The organism is Rhodoferax ferrireducens T118, from assembly GCF_000013605.1.
Classification (GTDB): Bacteria; Pseudomonadota; Gammaproteobacteria; order Burkholderiales; family Burkholderiaceae_C; genus Rhodoferax; species Rhodoferax ferrireducens.
Genome location: NC_007908.1, coordinates 801,464 through 826,333, shown reverse-complemented (window position 1 = coordinate 826,333; position 24,870 = coordinate 801,464). Strand labels below are relative to the sequence as shown.

The 24,870-nt window shown below is 61.8% G+C and carries 22 protein-coding genes; 4 read left to right on the top strand and 18 right to left on the bottom strand.

Translation table 11 applies throughout. The features are described from left to right. Positions 1–66: 66 nt before the first annotated feature. The 14 genes from RFER_RS03925 to argS all read right to left on the bottom strand — a co-directional run bounded on the left by RFER_RS03925 (position 67) and on the right by argS (position 16,651). Positions 67–732, bottom strand: a complete 666-nt coding sequence (locus tag RFER_RS03925; RefSeq protein WP_011463109.1) for a methyltransferase family protein — start codon at positions 730–732, stop codon at positions 67–69. Then, the gene (locus RFER_RS03920; protein WP_011463108.1) at positions 729–3,008 is read right to left on the bottom strand and encodes a fused MFS/spermidine synthase; all 2,280 of its coding nucleotides are present in this window, start codon (positions 3,006–3,008) and stop codon (positions 729–731) included. The genes RFER_RS03925 and RFER_RS03920 overlap by 4 nt, the downstream gene beginning before the upstream one ends. Further along, positions 3,005–3,922 (bottom strand): phosphatase PAP2 family protein, encoded by a 918-nt coding sequence (locus tag RFER_RS03915; protein ID WP_244095796.1) that lies wholly within the window; start codon positions 3,920–3,922, stop codon positions 3,005–3,007. Before RFER_RS03915 ends, RFER_RS03920 begins: the two co-directional genes overlap by 4 nt. Before the next feature lie 318 nt (positions 3,923–4,240). Then, positions 4,241–5,572, bottom strand: coding sequence for a hypothetical protein (locus RFER_RS23910; protein WP_166485651.1), 1,332 nt, complete (start codon positions 5,570–5,572; stop codon positions 4,241–4,243). 299 nt (positions 5,573–5,871) lie between these two features. Continuing rightward, a complete protein-coding gene (locus tag RFER_RS03900) occupies positions 5,872–6,618 on the bottom strand; it encodes a response regulator transcription factor (RefSeq protein WP_011463105.1) in 747 nt (248 codons plus the stop codon). A gap of 199 nt (positions 6,619–6,817) precedes the next feature. Beyond that, positions 6,818–8,494: a sensor histidine kinase gene (locus tag RFER_RS03895; RefSeq protein ID WP_011463104.1), complete on the bottom strand. Its 1,677-nt coding sequence runs from the start codon at positions 8,492–8,494 to the stop codon at positions 6,818–6,820. A 90-nt stretch (positions 8,495–8,584) separates the two neighbouring features. Next, a complete protein-coding gene (locus RFER_RS03890; RefSeq protein WP_011463103.1) occupies positions 8,585–8,995 on the bottom strand; it encodes a putative toxin-antitoxin system toxin component, PIN family in 411 nt (136 codons plus the stop codon). Next, the gene (locus RFER_RS03885) at positions 8,992–10,278 is read right to left on the bottom strand and encodes a THUMP domain-containing class I SAM-dependent RNA methyltransferase (RefSeq protein WP_011463102.1); all 1,287 of its coding nucleotides are present in this window, start codon (positions 10,276–10,278) and stop codon (positions 8,992–8,994) included. Before RFER_RS03885 ends, RFER_RS03890 begins: the two co-directional genes overlap by 4 nt. After that, a complete protein-coding gene (locus tag RFER_RS03880; protein ID WP_011463101.1) occupies positions 10,275–11,867 on the bottom strand; it encodes an RNA polymerase factor sigma-54 in 1,593 nt (530 codons plus the stop codon). The genes RFER_RS03885 and RFER_RS03880 overlap by 4 nt, the downstream gene beginning before the upstream one ends. A 13-nt stretch (positions 11,868–11,880) precedes the next feature. Continuing rightward, positions 11,881–12,675, bottom strand: a complete 795-nt coding sequence (gene lptB, locus RFER_RS03875) for an LPS export ABC transporter ATP-binding protein (RefSeq protein WP_011463100.1) — start codon at positions 12,673–12,675, stop codon at positions 11,881–11,883. Further along, positions 12,675–13,316, bottom strand: a complete 642-nt coding sequence (lptA, locus tag RFER_RS03870) for a lipopolysaccharide transport periplasmic protein LptA (RefSeq protein WP_011463099.1) — start codon at positions 13,314–13,316, stop codon at positions 12,675–12,677. The genes lptB and lptA overlap by 1 nt, the downstream gene beginning before the upstream one ends. 186 nt (positions 13,317–13,502) lie before the next feature. After that, positions 13,503–14,177: a thiol:disulfide interchange protein DsbA/DsbL gene (locus RFER_RS03865; RefSeq protein WP_011463098.1), complete on the bottom strand. Its 675-nt coding sequence runs from the start codon at positions 14,175–14,177 to the stop codon at positions 13,503–13,505. 73 nt (positions 14,178–14,250) lie between these two features. Then, positions 14,251–14,886: an SPOR domain-containing protein gene (locus tag RFER_RS03860; protein WP_011463097.1), complete on the bottom strand. Its 636-nt coding sequence runs from the start codon at positions 14,884–14,886 to the stop codon at positions 14,251–14,253. 67 nt (positions 14,887–14,953) lie between these two features. Further along, entirely contained in the window at positions 14,954–16,651 is a 1,698-nt protein-coding gene (gene argS, locus RFER_RS03855; RefSeq protein ID WP_011463096.1) for an arginine--tRNA ligase, read from the bottom strand. A 147-nt stretch (positions 16,652–16,798) separates the two neighbouring features. On the opposite strand from argS, the gene RFER_RS03850 reads away from it, so the two are divergent. The 3 genes from RFER_RS03850 (at position 16,799) to RFER_RS03840 (ending at position 18,611) form a co-directional block, all read left to right on the top strand. Further along, a complete protein-coding gene (locus tag RFER_RS03850) occupies positions 16,799–17,131 on the top strand; it encodes a PsiF family protein (protein ID WP_041790124.1) in 333 nt (110 codons plus the stop codon). Between the two features lie 95 nt (positions 17,132–17,226). Beyond that, positions 17,227–18,246: a glycosyltransferase family 2 protein gene (locus tag RFER_RS03845; protein ID WP_011463094.1), complete on the top strand. Its 1,020-nt coding sequence runs from the start codon at positions 17,227–17,229 to the stop codon at positions 18,244–18,246. After that, positions 18,243–18,611: a GtrA family protein gene (locus RFER_RS03840; RefSeq protein WP_011463093.1), complete on the top strand. Its 369-nt coding sequence runs from the start codon at positions 18,243–18,245 to the stop codon at positions 18,609–18,611. Before RFER_RS03845 ends, RFER_RS03840 begins: the two co-directional genes overlap by 4 nt. Here the strand turns inward: RFER_RS03840 and RFER_RS03835 are convergent. From RFER_RS03835 to RFER_RS03825, 3 genes are read right to left on the bottom strand one after another with little or no spacing between them, the layout of a single operon-like run. Next, positions 18,552–20,120 (bottom strand): ArnT family glycosyltransferase, encoded by a 1,569-nt coding sequence (locus RFER_RS03835; protein WP_011463092.1) that lies wholly within the window; start codon positions 20,118–20,120, stop codon positions 18,552–18,554. The two genes, RFER_RS03840 and RFER_RS03835, sit on opposite strands and share 60 nt — an antisense overlap. Before the next feature lie 28 nt (positions 20,121–20,148). Beyond that, on the bottom strand, positions 20,149–21,048 hold the full coding sequence (locus RFER_RS03830) for a ChbG/HpnK family deacetylase (protein WP_244095795.1): 900 nt from the start codon (positions 21,046–21,048) through the stop codon (positions 20,149–20,151). Then, positions 21,045–22,997: an acyl CoA:acetate/3-ketoacid CoA transferase gene (locus RFER_RS03825; RefSeq protein ID WP_011463090.1), complete on the bottom strand. Its 1,953-nt coding sequence runs from the start codon at positions 22,995–22,997 to the stop codon at positions 21,045–21,047. Before RFER_RS03825 ends, RFER_RS03830 begins: the two co-directional genes overlap by 4 nt. A gap of 63 nt (positions 22,998–23,060) precedes the next feature. On the opposite strand from RFER_RS03825, the gene RFER_RS03820 reads away from it, so the two are divergent. Continuing rightward, positions 23,061–23,957, top strand: a complete 897-nt coding sequence (locus RFER_RS03820) for a class II glutamine amidotransferase (RefSeq protein ID WP_011463089.1) — start codon at positions 23,061–23,063, stop codon at positions 23,955–23,957. Here RFER_RS03820 and gshB read toward each other — a convergent pair. Then, on the bottom strand, positions 23,879–24,826 hold the full coding sequence (gene gshB, locus RFER_RS03815) for a glutathione synthase (protein WP_011463088.1): 948 nt from the start codon (positions 24,824–24,826) through the stop codon (positions 23,879–23,881). The genes RFER_RS03820 and gshB overlap by 79 nt on opposite strands. Between the last annotated feature and the right edge of the window lie 44 nt (positions 24,827–24,870).

Sequence of the window (24,870 nt, the reverse complement as noted above, 5' to 3'; positions counted from 1 at the left end):
GTTTGGCATGGGAGGAGTGAGCACCGGATGCTGGGAGTTTGCTCCTAGATGCCACCGCGCAGTCGCCTAATACACGAGGGGCAGCAGGCGCCAGCGCACCCGTTGCTGGTAGCGCCGGTAGTTGGCGTCACTGGATGCCAGCATGGCCTCCTCGCGCTGGATGCGAACCACCTGAGCGACGTACAACAAGGCCAGCACCGCAGCATTTCGCCACGAGAAGTTGGCAAGCAGAAAGCCGATGTGGCCGATCAGGTAGCCAAAGTAAATGGGATGGCGCACGATGCGGTACGGCCCCACCATCACGAGGCCGCGTTGGGCCGGCAGTAGACCGAACGAGCGGCCCAAAACGATTTTGGCCGTGAACTGCCATGCCATGCTAGCCAGTAACAGCGCGGCGCCTACCCACTCCGGCGCGAGGTGTGCGGTTCCTTGCGGGGCCAGCAGCACGACATAGCACACCGCATAAATGGTCGCCACCATGGCCATAACCGACAGGTCACGATGCGTGGCGCGTCGTGCCAGCAGCACCAGCATGAGCGTATAGCCTTCGGAGACCAGCAGCAGCAGCGCAGTCCAGCGCGATGGATTAATCCACCATGCGTAACCCCAGCGGGTGACGATGAATGCCATGACGAGCAGCGCAAAGGTGCGCAGCAGCCATTCAGTCAGCCTGCCCTCGACCAAGGGTGGAACAATGTTCGCGCGAACGGGTTCATTCGATGGTGTGTTCATTGTTTCTCCCAGACGTGGCGCCATTCGGTACCCATGTTGTCGTCGGTGACGAGGTCCTGGCCAGCCGTGCGCGCCAAAACCTGCGCGCAGTGTTCGATCCATTCGCCGGCTGCGTGCGCGCCATCGGGGTGCGTCTGGCTCTCCAGTGCCATTAGTCGCGCCAGACCTTGCGCGTGCTCGGCGCGCGCCGGGTTGAGCATCGGTCGACCATCAATGCGGTAGGCCTCCAGCGTGCGGCGCCAGCGCGCAAAGTTCCAGTCGATAGGTGTCATTGACAGGACCAGGTGGTTCGTGAAACGTGCTCCGTGCGCGAAGCTTGTACAGCCTGTGCGCTGAACGCGACTTGAGTCCGTCGTGTTGTAGAACAGGATGCCACCCGGGTTCAGATGCGCCTTGACCAATGTGAGGAAGTCGACGGACAGCAGGTTCGTCGCATTGGAACGGAAGTGATAGGTTGTGTTGGCCACAATCGCATCAAAGTGCCGATGCGCATTCATTCGCAGCCAGCGGCGGCCGTCGTCCGTCACCAGCGTGACTTTAGGATGGGTGAGCACTGACCTGACACTCGGGTTGGCGGCGATCAGGCCGACATAGCCAGGATTGATCTCGACAATCGTGAGCGAATCCACCTCGGGGTTGTTGGTCAATACCTGCGCCCAAGAGCCTGAAGCCAGGCCGATCATCAGCACATCGCGCGGGGCGGCATGAAACAGGCTGAGCGCGTACGGGCGTACGATGCCGTTTACGTCGTAGGTCAGTTCGACGTTGAAGTGCCCGTCGTAGGCGCCGTTGCCGAAGACTGTGCCCGTGCGATCAACGGTGACGATTCCGCTGCGGTTCTCAACAACCGCCGCGAATGGCGTCTTGCTCTCGGGTGCGCCCTTCCACTGAAGCGATTCCAGGACTTTTTCGCTGGCTGCGGGCAGCGCCAGAACGGCCAAGCCTGCGACCACTGCGATGGCGCTCGAACGTCTGAATTTGATACCCCGAGACGCCGTGATCGCCAGGCCAAGAATCAGCGCGCATCCGAATGCTGCGGCGACCAGCAGTTGGCCCACCTGGACCAGGCTCAGGTGGTCCATCAAGATAAAACCGGTCAGCACCGAACCCGTCGCGGCGCCGAGAATGTTCGCAAGGTAAAGCAACCCTGTTCTCATGCCGGCCTGCGCGTCAGCGGCCACGCCGAGGTGGGCAAGGCAGGGCAGTACCAGGCCCCATTGACGTGCCAACAGGTACACAAACAACAGGCCCACGCCGAGGATCGCGCGGTCCAGCCAGGCGAGGTGGCCGAGCACGGGTAGAAACGCAAACCCGATCAGACTGGCCGCGAGCAGGCTGCGCAGCATTCGGTGCAACAGCACGTCACCGTCCACGTCGTTGCAAGCTTCGCCGCCGAGCCGGGCACCAGACGCCAGGCCGACCAGAAAGGCACCGAGGGTCGTCGCAAACGCGAAAGAACTGCTCCCGCTGGCGTAGGACATTGCGCGGAAAAAGAAGATCTCGTACGACAGCGACACCAGACCGCCCACACACGACATCGCGAGCACGACCGCAAATGGGAGGCTGGTGCGAGACGCGGCTGTTGATCGGGTCGGATTGGAGTCGGTTAGGGTGTGGGGCATATTGCGCCGATCGGCTGTATGCGCAGCGACGGCCCCCAGCGCGACAGCCGCGTTGAATGCCACGGCCACCAGCACCGAACCCTGCATGCCGAGCAGCGGGAACAACAGGACCGCACAGGCGAGGCAGGCAGCGCCCGCACCCAGGGTGTTGACGTAATAGAGTTGGCCGACCGAGGCGCCGACGTTGCCGGAACGCCGCACGAGGTGGCCAACGAGCAGCGGCAGCGTGGCGCCCATCAACAGCGTCGGCACAATGACCAAAGCCAAGGTCACCAGTGCAGTCAGGGGCAATGGCGCACCGAGGACGATGTCGCCGACTCGCTCGAATATCGACAGAGAGAACAGCCCGAACACGCCGGTCAATGTTTCGATGGTCGCGAGCAACAACAGTAGCGGTATGCCTCGACGTTTCGACAACCAGCCGCCGGCCAAGCCGCCCAGGCCCAGGCCGAGCATGAATGCGGTGACGACGATCGTCACCGATTCGATGTTGACACCGAAGATGCGGAATAAGGCGCGTTGCCATACCAGTTGATAAATGAGCGCCGGGAAGCCGGAGAAAAAGAACAGAACACACAGGACACGAACCTGCCGGTTCGGCACTGATGCGCTGCTTGCCGGCTCGCGGGACAGCGGGACCGTGGTCGTATTCATCGGTTGACCTCCTTCAGGGTAGTAGGCAGAGTCGTGTTTGCTACTGCGTGAGGACGCGTGCTTTGCCGACGTTCAAGAGCGATCAACCCGAAAGCCATCGCGGCACCGGCAATCACGTCGACGAGATAGTGACCTCCGTCGACCGGAATTGACACCAGCATGGCGACGTTGACGACGATGAATACCGACAGCAGGATGCCTGTTCCGCGCATGGCATACACGAGTAGCACAGCCATTACTGTGTGCAACGAGGGAATCGAAATAAGCCCCTGCATGTCGCGCAACGGGATGTCGCGCATGCGGCCGTCACGTAACAGCTCGAAGTGGGATAGGGACGACAGGTCGAACGGGCCGGCTAGCGCATGATGTTTCCACGCCCCCGCCGCAGGAAACGGACCCGACATGAGAATAGTCAACACCGTCGCGACGATGAACAGGCGCATGAATTCGTCAAGCTGCGCTGGCCGGGCGCTGAAACCGAGGAACAGGATGACAAATGCCAATTGGATCAGGCCGCTCTGATAAGCGATGTGAAGGGTGGTTTGTGCCGGTGGGTGGCTCTGAAGCCAGCCATGCAGCGCGAGCCAGTCGAAGCCGAGGGCGCGATCCCACGCTGCCAACGGCGCGTCAACCAGAGGGGCGTTGGTGCTGGTGACCAGGTAGCTCAGCGTCGCTGCCGACGCCATGAACACAATGAGAAGGACAGCCGCGCGCGCAGTGACGCGAATGCGCAGATCACTGCGATAGCGGCCGATTGCAAGCGGAGCACGGAAGACCATGATTGCCAGCGTAAGCACGGCAATGCCGCGCCCAGACACCGACCACCCCGCAAGCAGCAGCCACAGGACATCGATGCTGATCACGATCCACGTGAGCGTCCAGGCAAAGCCGAGCCGACCCGCAGTCTTGATCACGGGTAGATGAATTCGCGCTGTTCGTGTGCTTTGCATACTGTCCCAGTTGGTAACGCTGCGTCTGACACTCCGGCACTATGATCGATCTGCGATGGCGCGACGGCCATGGGAGGATGCGGCGGGAGAGCCTAGGAGGTTAATCCCCCTGCAAGCGCGAAGTCTGGTGAATAAGTGTCGGCAGACGGCTCTGGCGTAACTGGCCATGGGCTTGGCAACGTGGTGTCCAATCCGGCGCGGTGTCTTCACGCAAACACCGCGCCACCATGCAGAACTGCGACATGCCCCGCACTGCCAGCCCTATCTTCTCAAAGCAAATTCTCAATTGATTGGAGCACTGGCACGCGTTATGGTCGCCGTGGTTGGCGACGTAACAGTCACAAATAATTGCCCGCTAGCTGCCGGGCTGGGGCAGCCCACGGTCACGGGGTAGGTCGGGATAGTCAGCGGTTGACCAACGGCGAGAACGACGTTTGGAACCTTGATGCTGGCAGGGGACACTGTACCAACGGCCGTACCAAACACCGTGCTGAGGTCAATGGTGGTGCCAGCGGGCATGATATTTCCAATCTCGTCCGTGACGGCCACCTGAACGACTGCCGTGCCGCCAGCCGGGCACGACAGCGCCGATGGATTGAAACTGACGAGGGCATGGCTGCCAGAAAATGTTTGCACAAGCTGAGCAGAGACATACAAGGTCTGCGCACTTGGAACCTGCGGACTACGCAGCACGCCGTTGTACTTGCCATCGCCGAGCGTGCTGCAAGTACCATTCAGGTTGGGTCCGATGCATGGCTCGCCTGGACTCCATATGCCAGTCTCGTTGTCGTCGCGAAAAATGTCCGGGCTTTTATCGGTGAAGGTATCAACGGAGTCATACACGTTGTTGCCGTTGGCGTCGAAAAGATTCTCCTCGCCCACAGCATAGGCAAGAATCGTCACGCGCCCATTTGCCGGCCGTGGATTACTTGCTCGCAGCAACACAGTGCAGGTTCCCGATCCTGGGCCGATTTTTGAATTTGTAGTCTGACAAGTTTGAGGCGTACAGATGTTCGGAGTCGCACCGGGAGGCGGGAGCGATCCCGTGACACACGAGGCGCCTATGACCCCCGCGCTAGTGGTGAAATTGACTGCCGTGCCATCAGGAGCGGGGTTGCCAAAATGATCGCCCAAAGTGGCCGTGACGAAGCTGCAGGTCTGATCCACATCCCTTCCCTCGCAATTGCCAGTTTCGGTGGCCAGAGAAAAGTGGTTCTGATCCGGCACGCCGGTTGAAATCACCAGGATATTGGAGAGGGTTGTAATCCCCCCGCTAATCGAAGCAACAACGCGGACCGACGTGGGAATTGTTCCTGCTGAAACCACCGTCGTCATGGAGCCATCGAGAGCGGAGGTGGCAGTGGGCAACAAAGTGAGCCCGCCCACCGTTTGCGCGGCGTTGGAGTCGGAGAACACGAAATTGACCGGTGTGCCTGCAACCGGTTTCCCCGCATTGTCAAAGACCTGGAACTTGAGGGTCGAGAACTCCTGGCGTCCGAAGCCCCCGGTGCCCTTGAGCGCAATATTGGTTGTGTCCGCGGAAATAAATTTGATTGATGCGGCCGCTCCAACCGAAGCCGTAGCGCCAGTGAGACAGAGGTCAGGGTTTGCCATCGTAGCTCTGCAGGCAACGGGGCCGCTATCGCTCCCTCCCCCGCATCCAACCAAGACTGCTGACAGTAGAACCGCCAAGATTGCCACTATTTTTCGCATGAGATTCCCCCTAAGATTTCAGACCCGGCGCAATATGTGAAAGCCAGCCATTGAGTCAAGCAGGGTCCGATCTTGCTGCTTTGCATGGCCAACTGATGGCCTGATCCTAAGAATTAGAAAAGCGCCGTGCCAGTGAGAATGCGCGGCGCCCCATAGGCGATTTGTCCCTGCCCCGACAGGAGCTTTATCACGCCATCAGCTCATGCACCACACGCTCTGCCTGTCGCCGCACCAAGCCCATGCATGGTGGAAAAAACATGCAACTCCAGCCGCCCGCGCACGCCGAGTTTGTCGTAAATGGTGGTTAGGTGGTTGCGCAGGGTATGTTCGCTCATTTTGAGTTCGTCGGCCACCGCGAGCTGCTTGGCGCCGGCGCAGTGCACCATGGTGACCACGATCTCCCGTTCGCGGGTCGTCAGGCTGGCAATACGTTGCGCGTCGGGGTCGGCCTGGCGCGGCGCTGCCGCGGGGCTGTCGTCAGTCAGCATGCCGAGCACTTCACCGAGCAGCGCGCGGTTCAGCCAGACTTCGCCGTTGTTGACCTTCTCGATGGCGCGCAGAATGGTTTCCGCCGCCTCTGACTTGTGGATCACGCCGCGCGCGCCCTTCACCATGGCGGCGCGGTGCTGGGCAGGGTCATCGCTGGCGGTCAGCACGAGCACCCGCCCAGGGCAACGCTGGCGCAGGTCGGCGAGCGAGGCGGCCGCGTCTTCACCACCAAGATCAAGGTCGAGCAGGATGACGTCTGCGGTGGCGGCGGCGTCATGGTTCAGTAGTTCGGTGCGTGAACTGGCGGTGCCGACCACCTCCATGCGCGGGTTCGTGGCTTCGATCAGCCGTCGCAGGCCCCAAAGCGTGATTTGATGGTCGTCAACCAGAAACACCCTGATCGGCCTTGACGGGGCATCGATCACAGCACGTGGGGCATCCACAAAACTCATTTGCATTTTGTTATTCCTCCTGAAACCACCGTCCAATTAGTGCGACCCCCGCAAGTACCTGCGCACCCATGAAATTGACTTCATATGCAATGATTAAATGTGTAACTTCGAGGTTACAAATTGATAAAAATCAGTTGCGGAGATGAATAAGGCAGCTTGGCTGGAGAAATGGTCGCCAAGTGTTGTTTTGAGGGTATTTGTTCCGCTAGAGGGGAATCTGTATCACGAGCTCGGTGTTCAGCCCGTCCGGGCGACCGATGTGCAGGGTGCCATTCAGCTCCGCGACGCGTTCGCTGAGCGAGGCCGGGCGGAAGTCATCAGCCGGGTGCCCGCGCAGGCTACCCGCGTCGTCCCGGACCACGAGTTTGATCATTGACGCCTGGAGGGACAGTGTGATCCAGATATGGCGCGCTGCAGTGTGTTTGCGGATGTTGTTGAGCACCTCGTTGACCAGATGGAACAGCGAACTGGCCATGACGCGGGTGGTGGGCAGCTTGTCCGGGCACTCGAGCACGATGTCGATGCCGAACAGCACCGAAAACCGGCGCACCTGCCGCCGCACGGCGGGCACAAGGGCGTTGTCACCTTGGTCGTTGCCGGTACGCAGGCCCGAAATCAGTTCACGCAGCGCGGCCACTTCGCCGTTCACCAATTCGGCCAATGAGTCGATCTCGGCACGGGCCGGGTTGTCGCGCGGGATGCGCAGGGCAACGGATTCAACCGCGTATTTCAGTCCGAGGTAAGGCTGGATGGCACTGTCGTGCAGGTCGCGGCCAATACGCGCCCGCTCGTGGCCGGCACTTTCCTCCTGCAACTGGTCAACCAGCGCGGCCTGCTCGACCACGCGCAGCAGTTCGGGGACCACGTCGGCCAGCGCCGATACGTCATAAACGGCGCCGCGTTGGCTGCTGTAGCCCACCACAATGTGGCCGTGCTGGTGCGCATAACGGGTCAGCGACAGAGCGTGCAGACAGCGCACATCCAATGTCAGGGCCAACTCCGCGAGCGGGGTCGAGAGGCCGGCGGGCAAGGGCAAGTCGGCGTGCAGCCGCGTGCTGGGTCGCGGGTCCCACCAGGGGCGCCGGACGTAGCTCACGGTGCAGGCCGGCATCTGCGCCAGCAAGGCTTCGAGGCGCGCGTGGACCTCCGCGTTCGCGCGAAAACTGCCGTCTTCGCGGCTGGCGATCATCGCCGGAGCGCCCTGGCTACTGGGCAACACGAGCGCGACAACATTGGCCTGGGTGGCGCCACGCAGGCGTTCCACCAGCTCGGCGCAAATCGGATTGAGGCCGTGGCGCGGGTCCAGTTGGGCTTCGAGCTGGCTGAGCAGCGTCGACCAGCGGAACCGTATGCCCATCGGCCGCGCGATCAGGGCTGCCGATGGGGCCAACGCCAGCATGATCATGATCTGTATGTGTCGGTGCCATCCGAGGCTGGGGCCGCTCATGAGGTCACTGCCGTTGTAGGCTATCAAGCCCGATGTCGCCAGCGCCGAGAGTAGCAAGCCTTGCGTGATGCCGTACCCAATGCTGGCCAGCACCACGGGTTGCACCAAGGTGATGAGCATCAGCAGGGCGCCAGCGCTCCAAAGCTTCATGAGCATCAATGACCATGCGACATCAATCCAGTACGACCAAAGCGCGGATCGGAGCCCACGCCCGCTGGCTTCGACCCAGAGCAGCCACGCAGACCACAAGCCATACACCAACAAAACCGCAAGTACCCTGGCGTCGATATTGTTTTCGGTTGAGAAGAACAGCACGGTACACAGCAGCGCGGTGATGACCCGCATGCCGGCCGAAAAGCGTCGTATCTCCACAGAAAGCCCTGTGCCGGACGTCGGCCCCGTTGTGAATTTCTGGGTCGAAGGAGAAGGGTTCATGGTGGCTAATGTAGTCCAGGCTACTGCGTTGTCACGTCCTTTAAGAGGACAGAGCGCACAAGTGCCGGCAGTCGGCTGGCAGGGACCACCTCAAACTACAAAAACAGTAGCCATATGCGCCCGTACATCAAGGGCCAGCAGGCGTTTTGCCATACAAAGCACGGCGCGATCCTTGCTCAGCAACGTGGCCTTGTGGGCGACGGCCAGGTCGATGAACTTCTGGTCATCGGGGTCGCGGCAGGTGACGCTGGCTTTGGGGGCGGCGTCCAGCCATTGCGCCTGACCATCGAACTGCGCCAGCACGTCTGCGGCGCTGAGTTGGCAGAGCGTCAGCCGCACGACGATCTTCGGGTAGAACAGCACCCGCGCCAGCTCGTCGCGCATGGCTTTGGTGGCAATCCACTGGATTTTTCGGGATGCCAGCGCGAGCTTGAGGGGCTGCGTGGCCGGGTCATTGAAGACGAAGGCATCCAGCACGATGTTGGTGTCGAGGACGATCATGTCGCCCGCGCCGACCCCATTTTCCCGGCCACCATGTCAAAGCGGAACAGGCGGCATTCGATCGGGCCATTCCACATCGGCACGCGGCGCGATTCTTTCAGGCGCATTTTGCCCGGCAGTTTCAGGTCGGGCGTGAGTATCCAGGCGCTCCAGCCGGGGTAGTTCTTCTTCCAGTGGCTGGCCAGCTGGCTGAAGAATTCGCCACCTTCCTGCGTCTGCGGCAGCTCGCGGGCACCAAAACGACCCACTTCGGCCTCTTCGTCCTCAAACTGGCTGGCCGCGTGGCGCGCCCCTTTGGCCACACCGGCGACCTCGATGCGCTCGCCATACGGTGGGTTGAGCAGCATCACACCAGGAATATCAATCGGCGGCAGGCGCTGCAAGGCGTCGCCACCGCGAAACTCGATCACGTCGGCAACGCCGGCGCGCTGCGCGTTGCGCTGGGCAAAGTCGACCATGCGGTGCGCCACGTCACTGCCGAAAATAATAGGTTTTTGGCCTGGAGCCCTCGTCACTTCTGACTCTTTAGCTTCTTTTTTTATAGCATCCCAGACGGGGCGCTGGAACGGCAAATACTTCTCGAAGGCAAAACGGCGCAGCGAGCCGGCGGCAATATTGCAGGCGATCTGGGCCGCTTCAATCACAATCGTGCCGCTGCCGCAGCAGGGGTCGTACAGCGGCAGCAAATCCTCGTCGCCATCGGCCCAGCCACTGGCGGCCAGCATGGCGGCGGCCAGGGTTTCTTTCAAGGGCGCGTCGCCCTTGTCTTCGCGCCAGCCGCGCTTGAACAGGGGCTCGCCCGAGGTGTCGATGTAGAGCGAGCAGCTGTCGGTGGTCAGGTGCGTGTAGATGCGCACATCGGGCCACTGGGTGTTGACGTCCGGGCGCACGCCGCCCGCCGTGACGCGGAAACGGTCACACACCGCGTCCTTGATCTTGAGCGCGGCAAAGTTGAGGCTGGTCAGCGGGCTGTGCTGCGCCGTCACTTCCACCTTGATGCTTTCGCGCGGCGTGAACCAGCGCTCCCAGGCCACCTCACTGGCGGCGCGGTACAAATCCTGTTCGTTGCGGTACTCGGTGAACGACAGCAGCACCAGCACACGCTGCGCCAGCCGGCTGTAGAGGTTGAGCAGCATCGCGTGCGCGAAGGACGTGCGCACGGCCACGCCGCCGCGCTGCTTGGTCACGCAGCCCGGCGGCAAGCCGGTGATGCGCAGCACCTCGGGGGCCAGGTAGTCTTCCACGCCAGCGGCGCAGGGCAAGAAGAGTTGCAGTTGGTTCACAAGGCTTTCCTTAAGCTCGCGGGAGCGATGCGCAGCCCCTCGCGGTATTTGGCCACGGTGCGGCGGGCGCATTCGATGCCCTGCTCTTTGAGCATCTCGGACAACTGGTGGTCACTGAGCGGCTTGGCCGGGCTCTCGGCGCTGATAAATTGTTTGATCAAGGCCCGCACCGCCGTGCTCGACGCATTGCCACCCGACTCGGTGCCCAGGCCGGAGCCAAAGAAATACTTGAGCTCGAAGGTGCCAAACGGGGTCGCCATGTATTTGGCGGTGGTCACGCGGCTGATGGTGGACTCGTGCAGACCGAGCTCTTCGGCAATCTCACGCAGCACCAGCGGGCGCATGGCGAGTTCGCCATGCATGAAAAAACTCTTTTGCCGCTCGACGATGGCCGAGCTGACGCGCAGGATGGTGTCAAAGCGCTGCTGGATGTTCTTGATGAACCAGCGTGCCTCCTGCAGGCGCTGCTGCAGGGCGGCGTAGCTGGACGCATCGTTGCCGCCGCCCTTGTGCTGTTTGATGGCATTGGCGTAGATGTCGTGCACGCGCAGGCGCGGCATCACATCGGTGTTCAGGCGCACCTGAAATTTGGCCTGCGTACCCTGGCCCACTTGAATCACCAGGACATCGGGCACCACGATGTTGCGCTCCACATTCACGAAGCGCCGCCCCGGCTTGGGCTCCAGACGGGCGATCAGCGCAATGGCTTCGCGCACGGCAGCATCCGTCGCGTCGCACAGCAGCATCAGGCGCTTGACGTCACGCCGGGCCAGCAACTCCATGGGTTGGGCACAAATACGCAGCGCCACCTGCACGGTGGCGGCGCGGGCCGGCTCTAGCCGCTCCAGCTGCTGCAAGGCGCGCAGTTGCAGACTCAGGCATTCCGCCAGATCTCGCGCACCCACACCCGCCGGCTCCAGGCTCTGCAGCAGCCCCAAGGCGACCGTGAAATGGTGGACCAGCTGCTCCACCTGGGCCTCATCGCCGCCGGCGAGCCCCTCGGCGAGCGAGGTCAGCGTGTCTTCCAGATAACCATCGTCATTAAGCGACTCGATCAAGAACTGCAAGGCGGCGCGATCCTCGGCACTCAGGCGCAAGGCCAGCGCCTGCGCGTGCAGGTGGCTTTGCAGCGACACCTGGGTGCGCGCCAGCTCGGTCACATCGGCGTCGTCATCGCCGTTGAGGTTGTTGCTGCGGGCTTTGGCGTCACCGCCCCACTCGCTGTCATCGGGCGCCAAGGAGGCGCTGCCGTCGCCCTCCCAACTCTGCGCATCGTCCGCCGAGAGCGGCGAATCATTTGAATCATTCTCGGCTGTAGCCCTCGTCTCTGTTGGATAGTCAGCTACCGAACTTGTAGCACGTTCAGCGTCGAGGTCATCACCCCGGACCGGTGTGTCAGCCTGCGCCAGACCAAATTCCTCACGCGGCGACTCGTCTGCCGTCATCTCCAGAAACGGGTTGTCATCGAGCATCTGGTCCACCTCCGCGCTGAGCTCCAGCGTGGAGAGTTGCAGCAAGCGGATCGACTGCTGCAACTGTGGCGTCAGCGCCAGATGCTGCGAAACCCGAAGGGAAAGGCCTTGTTTCATGGGGTCAACATGTTTACATCTTGAAGTGCTCGCCGAGATAGACCCGGCGCACTTCAGCATCGTTGACGATCTCGGCCGGGGTGCCCTGGGCCAGCACGCTGCCATCGCTGATGATGTAGGCGTGGTCGCAAATACCCAGCGTTTCGCGCACGTTGTGGTCGGTGATCAGCACCCCGATGCCGCGGTTCTTCAGGAAGCTGATGATGCGCTGGATCTCGATCACGGCAATCGGGTCGATCCCGGCAAACGGCTCGTCGAGCAGAATGAAACGCGGCTGCGTGGCCAGTGCGCGCGCAATCTCGACCCGGCGGCGTTCACCACCGGACAGAGCCAGCGCCGGGGTTTCCCGCAGGTGCTCCACGCGCAGGTCCTGCAGCAAGGCGGTCAGTCGTTTTTCAATTTCGTCCTTGCTCAGCGGCTGGCCGGATTCGTCATGCTGCAGCTCCAAAACCGCCCGCACATTGTCTTCTGCGTTGAGCTTGCGAAAAATGGACGCCTCTTGCGGCAGGTAGCTCAAGCCCAGCCGGGCACGCTTGTGAATCGGCATGCGCTCAACCGACTGACCATCGATCTTGATGTCACCCGCGCTGGCATGCACCAGGCCGACAATCATGTAGAAGGATGTCGTTTTGCCGGCGCCGTTGGGCCCCAGCAAACCGACCACCTCGCCCTTGCAGACCACCAGCGACACGTCTTTGACCACCTGGCGACTGCCGTAGAACTTCTGCAGGTGGCTGACTTCGAGTCGACTCTCGCACTGGGCGCCATCGCTGCGCAACTGGGCTGGGCGGACAAGATTGTCTGGCATCACTTCTTATCCCCGCCCAGCGTCGTGGTGGCGCGCAGCGCATCGGCTGGCGCTGAAGCTGCATTGGCGGGCGCCGTTGCCGCCGCTGCCGCTGCGGCGGCATTGGGTTTCGGCGTCAGCATGGCACGCACGCGGCCGCCTGTCGCGCTCGGCGCTCCTTGGGCCACACCGCCATCAACGGTGAACACGTCGGTGCTGTTGTTGTAAACAATCACGCCGCCGCTCATCTCGTCGTTCAGCGTCGCGCCCAGGTAACGGCGCAATTGCGCCTGCTTGTTGAATTTCACGGTGTCGGCACGGCTGTCGTATTCGATGCTTTCGCCCTGGCCCTCAATAAACTCATCCAGCCCTTCCCGCTTTTGACGGAAAGACGCGAGTTTGCCGGGCTCGGCCGTGACCAGGCCATACTGGTTGCCTTCGGGGTCCTGGCGCACTTCAATGCGGGCGCCCCGGATCAGAATCGAGCCTTTGGTCAACACGACACGGCCGGTAAACACGCTGGTTTTCTTGGCGTCGTCATAACGCAAGGCATCGGCTTCCACATTCATGGGCTTGTTGCGGTCGGCTTGTTCAGCTCGAACCAGGCTTGCACCCGGCGCCAGGGCCGCCAGCAAAAGCACAGTGGAAAGTGATAGTTTCATAAAGGCATGAATCTTGCATTAAATTCTCGTCTTTTCATTGTAACGATCAGAAGCCGTTCTTGCCCCACGCCGCACACTGAGAGAGGGAAAACAAAGCACGCAGGATCACACATGCCTCGTGCACAGGCACCGGGCACCCTGATCGCCTGGATCAGGGCGCCAGCCCTTTGGGTCAAAACGATTGATTTATCGGCCGCTGCGAACTTGCGCGATCAGGAACTCAACCACCTGCAGCGAACGCTCCATGCTCTTGGCCAGCGAACCATCGGTGTAGAAACGCCCGCCCACACCCAGCGCAGGCACACCCTCGACCTTGTAGGCGTTTTGCAGCTGGGTGGCTCGGCTGGTCTTGGTCGAGACTGAAAACGAGTTGAAACTCTCCAGGAACTTGGCTTTATCCACACCCTGTTTGGCGACCCAATCGACAATCGCCTCGCCCGTGGCCAGGCTTTGCTTTTCACTGTGGATGGCGGCAAACACTTTGCGGTGCAGCTGATCGAGCAAGCCCATCGCCTCCAACGCATAGAACAGGCGCTGCTGCGGTGCAAAGTCAGGCCGGAAAGCGATCGGCACCCGGCGCACCACCACATCCTTGGGCACACGCTTGCTCCAGGCATCAAAGGTTGGCTCAAAAGCGTTGCAGTGCGGGCAGCTGTACCAGAAAAATTCGACGACTTCAATTTTCCCCGCCGGGGCTTCGACCGCCGCGCGTTTGTCCAACTGCAGATAGTCTGTGCCCAATTCAGGCTTCTTGCCCTGAACCTGGGCCGGGGCGGTGGTCTGAGCCCGTGCTGTTGGCAGCACCAAGGCACTGGCAGCCAGCGCTGCGCCACAGGTAAAGGAAAAATCACGACGCTTCATCTTTAATCACTCCAAAAAAAGTAGTGGGACCGGGCAGATCGGCAATAGTTCAACGCCTCGACCGCACAGTGCGCTAGCGCGCTACCCGCACCAGCGCGGTGTCATAACCGGCAGCATCGAGTTTTTCCTTGGCCTGATCGGCCTCTTCCTTTTTACCGAACGGTCCAACGCGGACCCGAAACACCGTCCGACCCGACTGCTCACGCTCGCTCACTTTGGCTTGTACACCACCAAGAGACAACCTGGCGCGCTGGCTTTCAGCGTCTTCAGCGGTACGGAAAGCCCCAATTTGAACAAAGTAGGAGAACGGTTCGGCCACCGCGGCGCCGGCGCGCGCCTGGGCCAGATCACCCAGGGGATCGGCAGACACGGCTGGTTTGATCTCCTTGCCTTTGGCAGTTGGCGCTGGCGCTGGCGCTGGCACTTGCACTGGCGCGGCACCGGCACCGGTGTCGGCGCCCGTCTGTGTTTCTGCCTTGGCGGGCTCTACCGGTTTGGCCGGGTTCTTGCCATACAAGGGTGCGTTGGGGTCCCAGTTCTTGTTTCTTTGGGACTCGGCCACATCCTGATCCGCCGAACGACTTTGGCCCTTGTTGATGAACGGAATGGGAACCTTGGTGACGTAAACCGCAACGGCCAGCGCTGCCCCGAGACCCACCACGACTCCAATGATGAACCCCAAAATGGTTCCACCGCGTTGTTGTTTCATGCGTTGCACTTTCTGCTTTCTAATCAGTTGGGGACAGAGCTGAAGGTCTGTCCCCAAGGCTATTGAATTACATTTTCTGCGGGGCACTCACGCCCAGCACAGCCAGTCCATTGTGCAACACCTGTGCGGTGGCCGCGACCAGCGCCAACCGGGCGCGCTTGATCAGATCGTCATCCACCAGAATACGTTCCGCATCGTAATAACTGTGGTAGCAGGCGGCGAGCTCGCGCAGATAGAACGTGACGTCATGCGGTGCAAAACCGGCCGCCGCCGCCGTCAGCATCTCGGGGTATTTGGCCAGCAACAGCAGCAGCGCCAGTGCTTGCGGGCTTTGCAGCGGCGAGAGATCGGCCTGGCCCAGACTCGCCACATCGCCACCCTCCTTCTCGCGCCAGGCGGCCAGCACCGAGCAAATCCGGGCGTGCGCGTACTGCACGTAGTACACCGGGTTGTCATTGTTTTTGGCCACCGCCAGATCGACATCAAAGGTGTATTCGGTGTCGGGCTTGCGGCTGAGCAGGAAGAAGCGCACCGCATCCTTGCTGGTCCACTCGATCAGGTCGCGTAGCGTCACGTAGCTGCCGGCGCGCTTGGAGATTTTGACCTCCTCGCCCCCGCGCACCACGCGCACCATGGTGTGCAACACGTAGTCGGGGTAGCCTTTGGGGATGCCCACGTTGGCGGCTTGCAGGCCGGCGCGCACGCGGGCAATGGTGCCGTGGTGGTCGGTGCCCTGAATGTTGACCACTTTCTCGAAGCCGCGCTCCCACTTGCTGATGTGATAGGCCACATCCGGCACAAAGTAGGTGTAGCTGCCATCACCCTTGCGCATGACGCGGTCCTTGTCGTCGCCATACTCGGTGGACTTGAGCCAGAGGGCGCCGTCATGCTCGTAGGTCTTGCCGGCGTCATGCAATCTTTTCACCACGTCATCGACCTTGCCGCTCAGGTACAGGCTCGACTCCAGGTAGTAGTTGTCAAAATGGACGGCGAACGCTTTCAGGTCCAGATCCTGCTCATGGCGCAGATAGGCCACCGCGAACAGCCGGATGTCGTCCAGCGCCTCCACGTCGCCGGAGGCGGTGAACGCACGGTCGTCAGAATGAACCGTCTTTTTGGCCAGATAGTCAGCGGCAATGTCGGCGATGTAATCGCCGTTGTAGGCAGCGGCGTTCTCGCCACTGGGCCACTCGGGGTCGCCCGGCTTGAAGCCGCGGGCGCGCAACTGGGTGCTGCTGGCCAAGGTGCCAATCTGCACCCCGGCGTCGTTGTAATAAAACTCACGGTACACCGCCCAGCCCTGGGTCTGGTACAGGTTGCAAATGGCATCGCCCAGGGCGGCCTGGCGGCCGTGGCCGACATGCAGGGGGCCGGTCGGATTGGCCGAGACAAACTCCACCAGCATGCGTTTACCCGTGCCGGGCTGGCTGCCAAACTGCTGGCCCTGCGACAACACCTCGCGCACGGTTTGCTGTTTCGCCTCGGGCTTGAGTTTGATGTTGATGAAACCGGGGCCGGCGATATCAATCGCCTCGACCCAGCGCTCAAACGGTGCGCGCACCAGCAATTCAGCGCGCAGGTTTTCCGCCAACTGGCGCGGGTTGAGCTTGAGCGGCTTGGCCAGCTGCATGGCAGCCGTCGTGGCCAAGTCGCCATGGGCGGCGACTTTGGGCGACTCAAAAACGGCTTTGGACCCCGCGCCGGGGGACAATTTTTCAAGCGCTTGGTGCAGCGCTTCGAGCAATTCAATTTTTACAGACAACATGCTTTCATTTTACGGGGACGGCGTTGGCGCTTGCGTCAACCGGACTGCAGTTCTGGTGACAACACGTCAGCGGGTTTGCCAATTCGCGCGTTGTGTGCTGGAATCCAGTCTGGATTCCCTTCCAAACCTATCCTTCAAGGAATGACAATGAACAAACTACTCAGCCTTCTCGCGATCAGCCTGTCACTGTCGGTGGGCGCCGCTTACGCCGCAGACGCACCTGCAGCTCCCGCCGCCAAGTCGGCCCAGCAAAGCAAAATGGCCACCTGCAACCAGGACGCCGGCGACAAAAAGGGCGATGAGCGCAAAGCCTTCATGAAAGAGTGCCTGAGTGCCAAGCCGGTTGCCGCCGGCAAGACCGCTTCACCCAAGCAACTGGCGCAACAGGAAAAAATGAAAGCCTGCAACAAGGATGCGGGCGACAAGGCGCTCAAAGGTGCCGAACGCAAGAAATTCATGAGCGCGTGCCTGAAAGGCTGATTTACTTCGGCTTTAAACGGTGTAATCCGCCGTAAATTGCACAAAAACCCCGCCAGTTTTGCTGAAGCGGGGTTTTCTTTTGGCATGATGCGGTCATGATGCCCCGCTCCCACCTGTCCCCCTCGATCTCCTGTGTCATTCCCGCCTTCAACGAGGCGAGCAACCTGGGCACGGTACTGCCCCAGATTCTGGCAACCCTCTCAATCCTGAGCCAGCGCGTTGAGCTGGTCGTGGTCGACGATGGCAGTCGGGACGACACCACGCAGGTCATGCAGGCCCTGTGCGCAGTCCACCCTGAAATTCTTTACATCAAATTGTCACGCAACTTTGGCAAGGAGCCCGCGCTGACTGCTGGCATTGATGCCGCGCGGGGCGAGGTGGTGGTTTTGATGGATGCCGATGGCCAACACCCGGTGTCGCTGCTGCCCGAGATGTTCAAGAAATGGCAGCAAGGCTCGGACGTGGTCTATGCGGTGCGAAAAACGCGTGACGACCAGTCCGGGCTGCAGTCGAGCCTGACCGGCCTGTTTTACAAAATGGTTAACTTTGGTAACCGGGTCAAGATTCCGGCCAACGCAGGCGACTTTCGGCTGATGGACCGCATGGTGGTTGATGCCCTGAAAAGCCTGCCTGAGCGCAACCGCTTCATGAAAGGGCTGTACGCCTGGGTTGGTTTTAACAGCACGGCCATTGACTACCAGCCGCTGCCGCGCGCTGACGGCAAAAGCAACTTTGGCCTGCGCGGCTCGCTGTCGCTGGCGCTGACCGGCATTCTGGCTTTTTCCATTGCCCCCTTGCGCGCCTTGACAGCGACCGGCCTGGTGCTGTCGGCGCTTGCCTTGGGCTACGGCGCTTGGGTGGTGGGGGATTACTTTATCTCGGGCATCGCCGTTCCGGGCTATGCCACGATTGTGGTCGGCATGATGTTTTTCAGCGGCATCCAGCTGCTCTCCATCGGCGTGCTGGCGGAGTATGTGGGACGCATCTACGAAGAGGTCAAACAGCGCCCGCCGTATCTCATCAGTCAACGCACGGGCAGTGGCTTGGCTGAGCCCCTGTATGCGCCGGAGGCTGGCAATCCGCCTTTGATACTGCAACAGTCTTCCTTGCTTTGAGAGCGTCCACCTTCTGGTTTCTGGCGGTCGGTGCGACCGCCGCGCTCACGCACATGGTGGTGTTTGCGCTGACTCAAGGCCACATGTGGCCCGAGCTGGCCAATGCGCTGGGATTTTGCGTCGCCTTTTTTGTCAGCTTTGCCGGGCACCGGCTGTTGAGCTTCAAGGATGCGGCCACCAGCGTGGCAACCAGCCTGGGCCGTTTCGCGGTGACAGCGCTGGCGGGCTTTGCCAGCAATGAAGTTGTTTTCATGCTGCTGCTTCGCACGCTCGATTGGCCCGCCTTTCTGGCCCTGTTCGCGGCACTAGTGTTTGCAGCCGGGCAGACCTTTGTGCTCAGCCGCTTTTGGGCTTTCCGGCGCTAAGGCACTGCCCGACTGGTACAGCACCCAGCCAGCGCCCTGGTAAAAAAGTTTCCAGCCCGCCAGGCCTTCGGCCATTTTGTTGCCCGTTGGCGCCACAAACCAGTTGCCCGCCGCGGCACCGGCGGGCGCCAGCACTTGGGGCGACTGCAAGACCTTGGCCGCCTGCGCATCAAAGTCAGCGCCTTCAAACAGCTCGCGCTGCCAGCCGTCACCGGCGTGTTGCCGCGCTGCGGGCCAGTCTTCCAGCACCACCATGGGTTTGCGCGTTTGCGCATAGAACGGCAGGTCGTAAGGGTACTTGCCCGACACATAAACGGTGTCGCTGGGTTGGGCGGCGCAGGCCAGCGCCTGCGCAATGTCCTGTGCGCGGCCGGTGCGCGTGACGTCAGCCACCTTGAGCATCAAAACCAGCGCTATGCCGATATTGATCAGGCACAGGCCGACAAATAGCTTGCCGGCGCGCGCCCGGTGTGCCACGGCGCGCTCCCAGCCCAGCGCCGCCAGCAGCGCCAGCGCCGGCATCACCGGCAACGCATAACCGACCAGTTTGGAGTTCGGAATTGAAAAGAAGGTGATGATGGCCACGACCCAGATCCAGCACAGGCTTCGCCACGCTTGGGCCATGGGCACGGCCGCCAGCACCGGTGCGGGGGCTGGCCGACGAAGCTGGTTCAGGGCGAAAAAGACCCAGGGAAAGAACAGCAGCACCAGCGCCAGCAGGTAAAACCACCAGGGCTGCGGGTTGTTGTAAGTCGTGGCGGTGTAGCGGTTGAATTGCTGGCCCACAAACATGTAGTCAAAAAATGACGGGTATTTCTGCTGCGCCAGCACAAACCACGGCAAGGCAATCAGGGCAAACAGGGCCAGGCCACTGAGCCAGGGCAGGTACAGCACTTTTTTGAATTGGCGCGTCCAGAGCAGCCAGATGACCAGCACCATGCCCGGCAGGGCAATGCCGATCAAGCCTTTGCTGAGCATCCCCAGGGCACAGGCGGCAAAGCCGAGCCGGGCCAGCAGGGCATTGGGCTTGTCCCCGGCCATGAAGGCAAAGGCAAAGCACCAGATCGCCACACCGATCCAGGTCGCCACCGGCATGTCGTGGTTCACGTACTGGCCCCCGACCAGAAAGGTCATGCTGGTGCCCAGCATCAGAACCGCGCGCCGGGCGATGGTCTCGGTGCTGATCGTGCGAGCCGACAGGTACAGCGCCACCAGCATCAAACCCGCATGGAGTGCGGGCACCAGACGCAACGCCACCTCGTTGATGCCGAAGGTGGCGAGCGACATCGCCTGCATCCAATACAGCAGCGGCGGCTTGTGGAAGAAAGGCAGGCCATTGAGGCGCGGCGTCAGCCAGTCGCCACTTTGCAGCATCCAGCGACCGACCTCGCCGTAGCGGCCCTCATCGGGCACCGCCAGCGGCCGCAGCGCGGCCAGCAGCAGCAGCAGCAGCCATAACGAGCCCAGGGTCAGCCAGGATTTTTGTCGCTCAGAAAGGGAAGTAATCACCGCCAGATTCTAGCGGTCAAGGCTGCGATCACAGCCCGGCAAGGGCAACGCCGCGCACCAGTTGCACACCGGCATGCGCCAGCGCCTGGGAGAAGTCCGGGCCACTGAGGTAGGCGAACTCCTCGGCCCGTGCCACGCCGATGACATCATCAGGCTCGGCGGCTTGCGCCGGGTGGCACATGATGATGCTGCCCGCCGGGGCATCGCGCAGCCAGCCCTGCATGAGCCGGCTATAGCGGGACTGATCACCCGCGAAATCATATATGCCTAACAAGGCTTTAGCCCCCGTCAAATGGGCGTCAGCTGCTATATTTTCAAGAGCATTTGCCCCCATCGCGGCAATCACCCGGCTTTTCAGGTCGGCAGCGCCCGCGGGAGCGCGCGAAATGCGCAGATAAGGCGTTGAGGGGTTCAGGCCGTCTTGACCTTCATCCCTGCGGTTCTGACAACGTTGTCCGCTGCCGCTGCCATAACGGCTGCTCAAAGCCTGCACCAGCGCCTGACGAATGCCGGCAAATTGCTGCACATGCTGGTGGCCATCCACATAGTCGGGCGGCGCCTGCCACTGGGCTTCAAACGCATCGAGCTGGCGCTCGATGACGACGCGTGCCGCGCTGGGGTCAAAACCGCCGAGCACCGCTTTGCGCATGGCTGCGCCCAGTGACAGGCCGTGCCCGGCCGCCAAGGCAAAGTCGCTGGTCCAGTCCAGGTGCAGACCGACGTCAATACGCCCGCGCAAGCTCTGCAGCAAGGCCACGTCCTGCGGCCAGCGCGGTGACAGCACCATGACACTGGTAGCGCTGATGCGACCCATCGCGGCCAGCTTGGCAATGCCCAGAGAGGCGCTGGCATTCACCGCAAAATCATCAGCGCACAGGATCAGGCCCTTCATCACGCCGGCCTGAGCAGCATCATCTTTTGTTTTCACTGGTTCCGATCAAGTCGTGCTTTCAGAAATCCACCGGTGCCGTAACGCGTCACCCGGCTGTAAAAGCGCGCGGTCAAGCGCTTGACCATGGCAGAGTAGGCGTCCACCAGAGTGGGCAGAATGGTAAAGCTGTCGTAATTGGCGACCACCGCCACCCGCTCGGCGGGGCTGGTCACCACCGGGGCGAGCAGGTCTTCCACCATGCGCTCCACCTCGGCAATATCGGACAGGGCGTCGATCGCCAGTCCTTCGCAATTGATGAACAGCACGTGGTGCGCCCGGTCCAGCTCGAAGCGTTGTGCCAGCGGTGTGGCGAGCAGGCGCTCGCGCAGACCGATGGGGCCCTCGACAAACAAGGCGGCATCCATCAACTTGAGCTGGGCACTGATGATGGGCATGAAATCCATCTGTCCCAACACGTCGCGCTCCAGGTCAATCCCGGGCGCAATCTCGATCAATTCCAGCGCCCCACCGTGGGCATCGCCCGTCAATTGAAAAACGCAACGCTCGGTCACATACAACACCCGCTGCCCGCGTCGGCGCGCTTCGCGCCCACTGAAGGTGCGATGTTCGACCACACCCACAAACTTGTGCGTCGTACCTTCGCGAACTACCCGCAGGCGCCCGCCTTGCACACGCACGTCCGGATCACCGGCGGTGAAAGTGCCGACAAAAACCACCGTCTTGGCGTTCTGGCTGATGTTGATAAAGCCGCCCGCCCCAGCCAGACGGGGACCAAACTTGCTGACGTTCAAATTGCCCTGCGCGTCGGCCTGCGCCAGGCCGAGCACCGCGATATCGAGCCCGCCCCCGTCGTAAAAGTCGAACTGATTCGGTTGATCAATCACCGCCTGGGTATTGACGGCTGCGCCAAAGCTCATGCCGCTGGCCGGAATGCCGCCGATGACACCGGGCTCGGCGGTGAGCGTCATCAGGTCGATCACCTTTTCTTCGGCCGCCACGTCGGCCACGCCTTCGGGCATGCCGATGCCCAGGTTCACCACATTGTTGGGACGCAGTTCCAGCGCCGCGCGACGGGCAATCACCTTGCGCTCACTCATGGGCGAAATGGGAAGCGTGTCGATCGGCACCCGGATCTCGCCCGAATAGGCCGGGTTGTACTGTTCGGAGAAGGTTTGCATGTGGTGCGCCGGGTCGGTCGCCACCACCACCGCATCCACCAGCACGCCCGGCACCCGCACCTGGCGCGGATGCAGGGTGCCGCGCTCGGCCAGACGCTCCACCTGCGCAATGACGATGCCACCTGAATTGCGCGCCGCCATGGCAATCGCCAGCGACTCGAGCGTGAGCGCCTCACGCTCCATGCTGAGGTTGCCGTCGGGGTCGGCGGTGGTGGCGCGGATGATGCCGACCGAGATCGGAAACGCCTTGTAAAAAAGATACTCGCGGCCATCGATCTCCATCAAGCGCACCAGCTCCTCGGTGGTGCAGGCGTTGATCTTGCCGCCGCCAAAACGCGGATCGACAAAGGTGTCAAGCCCGACATGCGTCAGCGTGCCGGGCTTGCCGGCGGCGATGTCCCGAAACAGATGAGAAATAACGCCTTGGGGCAGGTTGTAGGCCTCAATGGCGTTGTCCACCGCTAATTTTTGCAGCGCCGGCACCAGGCCCCAGTGCCCACCCACCACGCGGCGCACCATGCCGGCATGGCCGAAGTGGTTCAGGCCACGCGACTGGCCGTCGCCCTGACCGGCGGCATAGACCAGCGTCAACTGGCCCGGCACACCGACACCGGTTTCACGCTGGTTGTCCAAAAACCGCGCTTCCAGCGCCACCGCAATTTCCTCGGCAAAACCGATGCCGACGAAGCCACTGGTGGCCACGGTGTCGCCGTCATGAATCAGCCGCACGGCCTCCTGCGCCGTCACCACTTTGTTGCGCCGCGTGCCCGGCCCCACGTGTTCGTCGAGATTGAAATTGGTATGCAAAATGTCTCCTCGTCTGTGGCGGATTCAGGCTTGACCCTGCTCGCCGCGCAGTAAACTCGGCGCATGTGTCAATTGCTTGGAATGAACAGCCACTTGCCCGCCAGTCTAACGCTGAGCTTCACCGGGTTTTCGCAGCGTGGCGGTTGTACCGCCCACCACGCCGACGGTTGGGGCATCGCCTTCTTTGAAAGCGAGAGCGCGACACCGGATCAACCAGGCAAGGGCGTGCGCTATTTCGTCGACAAGGAGGGCGCCGCAACCTCGCCGATTGCGAAAATGCTGCGCACCTATCCGATCAAGAGCCACAACGTCATCGCCCATGTGCGCAAGGCCACCGTGGGCGCCGTCACGCTGGAGAACTGCCACCCGTTTGTGCGCGAGTTGTGGGGCCGCTACTGGGTCTTTGCCCACAATGGCGATCTGAAAAACTATGCGCCAAGCCTGCACGGCAGTTTCCGCCCGGTGGGCAACACCGACAGTGAACTGGCGTTTTGCTGGCTCTTACAGGAGCTGGACAAGTCGCACGCCGGCGTGCCCAGCGTTGAAGAACTGAGCCGAACCCTGGCTGAGTTGGTGCCGCAGATCGCCAAACATGGCACCTTCAATTTCTTGTTGAGCAACGGTCAGGCCTTGTGGACGCATGCCAGCACCCAGCTGTATTACGTGCTGCGGCAGCACCCGTTCAAACACGTGCACCTGAAAGACGACGATGTGAGTGTGGACCTGGCCAGCCTCAACAGCGCACAGGACCGGCTGGCCATTGTGGTGACCGAGCCCCTGACGACCGATGAGGATTGGGTGGCCATGGCGCCCGGCGAATTGCTGGTCTTCGTCGATGGGGCCATCGCCCAGTGCAGTGGCTCAACATGCAGCCCGGTTTGTCAGCTGCTGGCGGCTTGCTCCAGCGCATCCAGGAACGTGGCCGCCACGTCAAACCCGGTCTGGTCAAAGATCTCCTGAAAACAGGTCGGGCTGGTGACGTTGATCTCGGTCAGGCTGTCGCCAATCACGTCCAGTCCAATGAGCAGCAGGCCGCGGGCGGCCAGCACCGGGCCAATCGCCTGGGCGATCTCAAGGTCGCGCGCGCTCAAGGCTTGCGCCACGCCTTTGCCGCCGGCGGCCAGGTTGCCACGCACTTCCCCGCCTTGCGGAATGCGCGCCAGGCAGTAAGGCACCGGCTTGCCGCCAATGACGAGCACACGCTTGTCACCGGCCACGATCTCGGGCAGGAACTTCTGCACCATCAGGCTCTGCGCGCCATGGCGGTTGAGCGTCTCGGTGATGGAGCCCAGGTTCAGGCCGTCCGGCCCGACGCGGAAGATGCCCATGCCGCCCATGCCGTCGAGCGGCTTGAGGATGATGTCCCGGTGCTCGGCGTGGAAGCGCTTGATGTCGGCCTCGTCGCGCGTGACCAGCGTGGGGCCGATGAACTGCGGGAACTCCATGATGGCCAGCTTTTCCGGGTGGTCGCGCAACGCGCCCGGCTTGTTGAAGACACGGGCTCCTTCGCGCTCGGCCTGCGCCAGCAGGTGCGTGGCGTAGAAGAACTCGGAATCAAAGGGCGGGTCCTTGCGCATGAGGATGGCATCAAAATCCCTCAAAGCCACGGCGCGCGTCTGCTTGAGCTCGAACCACGCATCCGCTTGCCCGGTCAGCGCAATATCCCGGACATGCGCCGTGACCCAGCCCCCGCGCTGCCACATCACATCCTGCGGTTCGCAAGCGGCCACGCGGTGGCCACGCTTTTGCGCCTCGCGCATCATGGCGAAGGTGGTGTCCTTGTAAATCTTGAAGGATTCGAGCGGATCGGTGATGAAGAGAAGATTCATGGAGTGACTACCAAAATAACAGCAAACAAGGACCATCCGGCGAC